Raw genomic sequence first — 3,842 nt, 5'->3', positions numbered from 1 at the left:
CTTTCGGGTGGGGCCCCGAGCGGGGCCCGTATCCGGGTGCCAGGGCACCATCCGATCACACCTTCGGCCGGTGCACCCACATGACCGGCACGACGACCGTCCACGCCGTGCGGTCAGCGCACCCGGAACACCGGCCCCCGCGCGCTGAACGGCAGTCGGGCGCCCTGCGGGATCAGGTACGCGTGCTCGCGCCGCACCCGCAGGACGTCGCACCAGCCGTCGGTGATGACGAGGATCGGCGCGCCGGGCGGGAAGTCGTCCGCGCGGTGCAGGAGGTCGATGCCCGGCTGCAGGACCGTGCCGCCGCGGCCGTGCACGCGGACGCGGCCGGCGATCTCCGTCACGGGCACGAAGCCGGCGTCGTGCGCGGCCGCGTCGCAGAAGACGACGCGCGCGGCCGGTACGTCACGGGCCTCGGCGTACGAGGCGATCGCGCCGAGCGCCTTACCGAGCAGGACGCGGTCCATGGAGCCGGAGGTGTCGAGGACCACGCCGAAGGTGCAGCGGGCGATCTCCTCGGGCGGGAAGTACCGGCCCGCGCGCGGGATGTCGGGGGTGGAGGACTGGCGGCGCGAGGACCGGGCGTAGGACCGCACCGGTTCGGGGCGGGGCACGAACTCGTCGAACCAGCGGGCCAGTTGGGCGTCCCAGGGCAGCGGCGGGTGGCTGAGGGCGCGGATCTCCTCGATCAGGCCGCCGGGCAGATAACCGCGCTCCTGCTGCTGGTGCAGGTCGAGGCCCTGGCACAGGCCGCGCCGGTAGAACTCGTCGAGGTCGACGTAGTCGCCGGGCGGGCCCAGCGGGGCGCCGAGCACGTCACCGACGCCCTTGCCGCGCAGGGTGGCCAGACGGCGCATGCGGCGCAGGTCGACCGCGATCCGGTCGTAGACCTCCTCGGCGGACAGGCCCGTCAACTCGCGGTCGTACAGCAGGCCTTCGGGCATCGTGCCGACCTGCATCTCGCTGAGCCAGCCGTTGACGACGTAGTCGCAGGCGATGTTGAAGAGGTAGGGGTCGCGGGTGCCGCAGCGGTCGCCGTGGCGCAGGGCGGCGTGCAGCATCTCGTGGCCGAGGATGAACCGCCACTCCTCGTCGTCGAAGGTCCGCAGCGGGTTGACGTAGATCTCGCCGGCCTCGGTGTTGACGGCGGCCACCGCGATGCCGTGGGCGCGGGCGAGTTCGGCGTCGGCGACCAGCTTGATGCCGGCCGCGATACCGCCGAGCAGCGGGTAGGAGGAGACGAACCAGCTCAACGCCCGCTGCCAGGGCCGCAGTTCGGCGATCTTTCCGGTCAGGGAGTCGCGGCGGCCGCCCGCCATGTCCATCGCCGCCGACACGGTCCGGGTCAGCGCGGTGGCGAACGCCAGCTGCCAGTCCGGAGGTTGACCCAGCCAGCCGTGCCAGGGCAGGAGCAGCTGGTCGGCCTCGCCGCCCGCCGTACCGCAGTGCTCGTACGCGGCCGGCAGGCCGTCCCGCCGCCAGCGCGCGGCGAGTTGCTCCTCGTCACCGTCGGGGTAGGCGGTGGGCAGCTCCTCGGGGGTCTTGCCGATGGTGAAGCCGAGCAGGAAGCGGTTGACGACGACGCAGCGCGCGGCGAGGTCGAAGCGGTCCGGCTGGGTGCGCTCGCCCTTGACGGCCGGCACGTGTCCGAAGCCGAGGTGGAGCACGGCGTGCGCCACCGCCCAGGCCCAGTCGGCCGGTTCGGCCAGACGGTGCGGGTGGGCGTGCAGGTCGCCGTCGGAGTCGACGCGCACGAGGCCGTCCCTCGGCGCGAGTCGGCAGTCCTCGTGCCGGCAGACGCTGAACTCCACCGCCGCCAGCGCCGGGTTGGCGCCGACAAGCCGCATTCCCTCGGCGAAGGCCTCGGCCGCCAGGTCCCGCTTCTTCTCGCCCTTGGTCCGGGCCCGGCTCACCGCCGCGCCTCCACCAGGCGCGGCATGTCCCGGGCCGCCTCGACGAGGAACCACGAGGGCAGGACGGGGTTGCCGTCGGCGTCGGAGGCGATGACGGTCTGCGCGACCTCGACGGAGATCTCGGCGAGCTGCACGAGCAACGACTTGGCGCGGTACGCCGTTTGGCGACCGTTTGCCGACATGTGGTCCTTGCTGACCGGGAGTTCCTTGACCAGCCGCCCGCGGAAGGACTCGGCGAGGTAGTAGAGCAGGTCACGGTCCTGCATGCGGTGCGGCCAGCCGGCGTCGCCCTTGATGATGGCCTCGATGCCGTACTGACTGCGCACGATCTTGACGTAACCGCAGAAGGCGGTGGCGTGCGCGGGCGTCAGCGTGCCGTGCGCGAGCACCTTCAGGGTCTCCTCGTCGAGGTCGCGGCCGAAGGAGTGCAGCGCGTCGGAGAGCATGTGCCAGGAGCGGGGGGTGGAGAACGGCTCCTCGGTCTTCGGCGGCTTGGACCACAGGTGGTCGGGCCGGTCGGTGAGGTGGTCGAGGACCCAGGGGTGGATGTCGTTGTTCGCCGCCCAGATCAGCCAGTCCTTGGCGGAGGCCTCCAGGTGGACGTGGGCGAGCCGGTTGACCAGGGCGGAGGCGATGGGGCGGGCGAGCGCGTTGTCGGTTGCGCGGTTGCCGGCGCCGATGACGATCGAGCCCTTCGGCAGCTCGTAGGTGCCGATACGGCGGTCCAGGATCAGCGAGTAGAACGCCTTCTGCACGTCCGGCGAGGCCGCGTTCAGCTCGTCCAGGAACAGGCAGTACGGCTCGTCGCGGGCGATGGCCTCCGGCGGGCAGAACACCGAACGTCCGTCCCGGATCTGCGGCACCCCGATCAGGTCCTCGGGCGCGAGCTGGGTCCCGAGCAGACTCACGCACTCCAGACCCAGCGACTCGGCGAACTCCCTTACCAGGGAGGACTTTCCGATGCCGGGCGCGCCCCAGAGGAAGACCGGCCGCACGGTGGCGAGGCCGAGCAGCAGCTCGGGGATACGGGCGGGAGTGACGGTGACGGCTGCCTGCACGCAGTGGCTCCTGGGAAGGGTCGAGTGGCGCGCGGGACCCGCGACGTCCGATACGACCAGTGTGTGCCGGGAGCCGACCCGACGCAGCCGATTTTTTCCGCCGCCTGTTCGACGGGAACGCCTCTCGGCAGCGACTGCTAGGCCGCGCGGTCCTCCCGTGCGGGCAGCGGCACCTGCGGTCCGTCCGTCTCGCGCAACCAGCGCAGCAGCACCCGGTGCACCGACTCGGCCCCGACCAGCTCGCAGCCCTCCTGCACCGGCGGGGAGAACGCGACCGGTGAGAGCAGGAACGGTTTGGCCTGCGCCCCGCCGAGCCCCCCGTGCGACCCGATCTGCTCCTCGAACGCGAGGACTTCGCCGTCGGCCGGGTCGTGCGCGGAGTTGACCATGATGTCGGCGGTGTGCGGAAAGCCGTGCGTGCGCCGCACGGCGTCGGCCGCGCCCGCCCCGAACGCCCCCAACGGCCCTGGATCCCCGTCGAGTTGGTCCAACGGGATCTCAGCACCGTACGCACCGAGCACGACCCCGCCGTGCTCCTCGCTGCGCACCAGCAGGAAGCCGATGCCGGGGTGGTTGGCGAGCGTGGTCAGCAGGGCGGGGTGGCGGGCGTCGATCTCCTCCTTGCTCATCCGGTGCGGGACGTCCGGGAAGGAGACCAGGCCGAGGTTGCCCGACGCGAGGACGATCGGCTCCGAGCGGCGGGAGGGGCGGTGCTGTTCGCCGCCCTCCTCGACCGGCCGGCGCAGCGCGGCCCGCACGGCGGCGCGCGCCTCGGCCCCGCTGTGTACTGCGCATCTGCCCCTGCTCCATGCGCGCCTCGGAGACACCGAGCGCCTTGATGAGCTCGCGCAGCTCGGCGACGTACGCCCTC

General features: G+C 72.4%; 2 protein-coding genes and 1 pseudogene. All 3 read right to left on the bottom strand.

The window, feature by feature from the left end:
- Positions 1-113: 113 nt before the first annotated feature.
- A complete protein-coding gene (locus ACWDR3_RS47400; RefSeq protein ID WP_450358893.1) occupies positions 114-1,847 on the bottom strand; it encodes a vWA domain-containing protein in 1,734 nt (577 codons plus the stop codon).
- Between the two features lie 62 nt (positions 1,848-1,909).
- Positions 1,910-2,971, bottom strand: coding sequence for an ATP-binding protein (locus tag ACWDR3_RS47395; protein WP_450358892.1), 1,062 nt, complete (start codon positions 2,969-2,971; stop codon positions 1,910-1,912).
- A 137-nt stretch (positions 2,972-3,108) separates the two neighbouring features.
- Positions 3,109-3,792: pseudogene (locus ACWDR3_RS47390) on the bottom strand (hypothetical protein); the annotation flags it as partial.
- Positions 3,793-3,842: the final 50 nt, after the last annotated feature.

The sequence above is a fragment of the Streptomyces sp. NPDC001002 genome (assembly GCF_053599215.1).
This window is presented reverse-complemented; position numbering and strand designations above follow the sequence as displayed.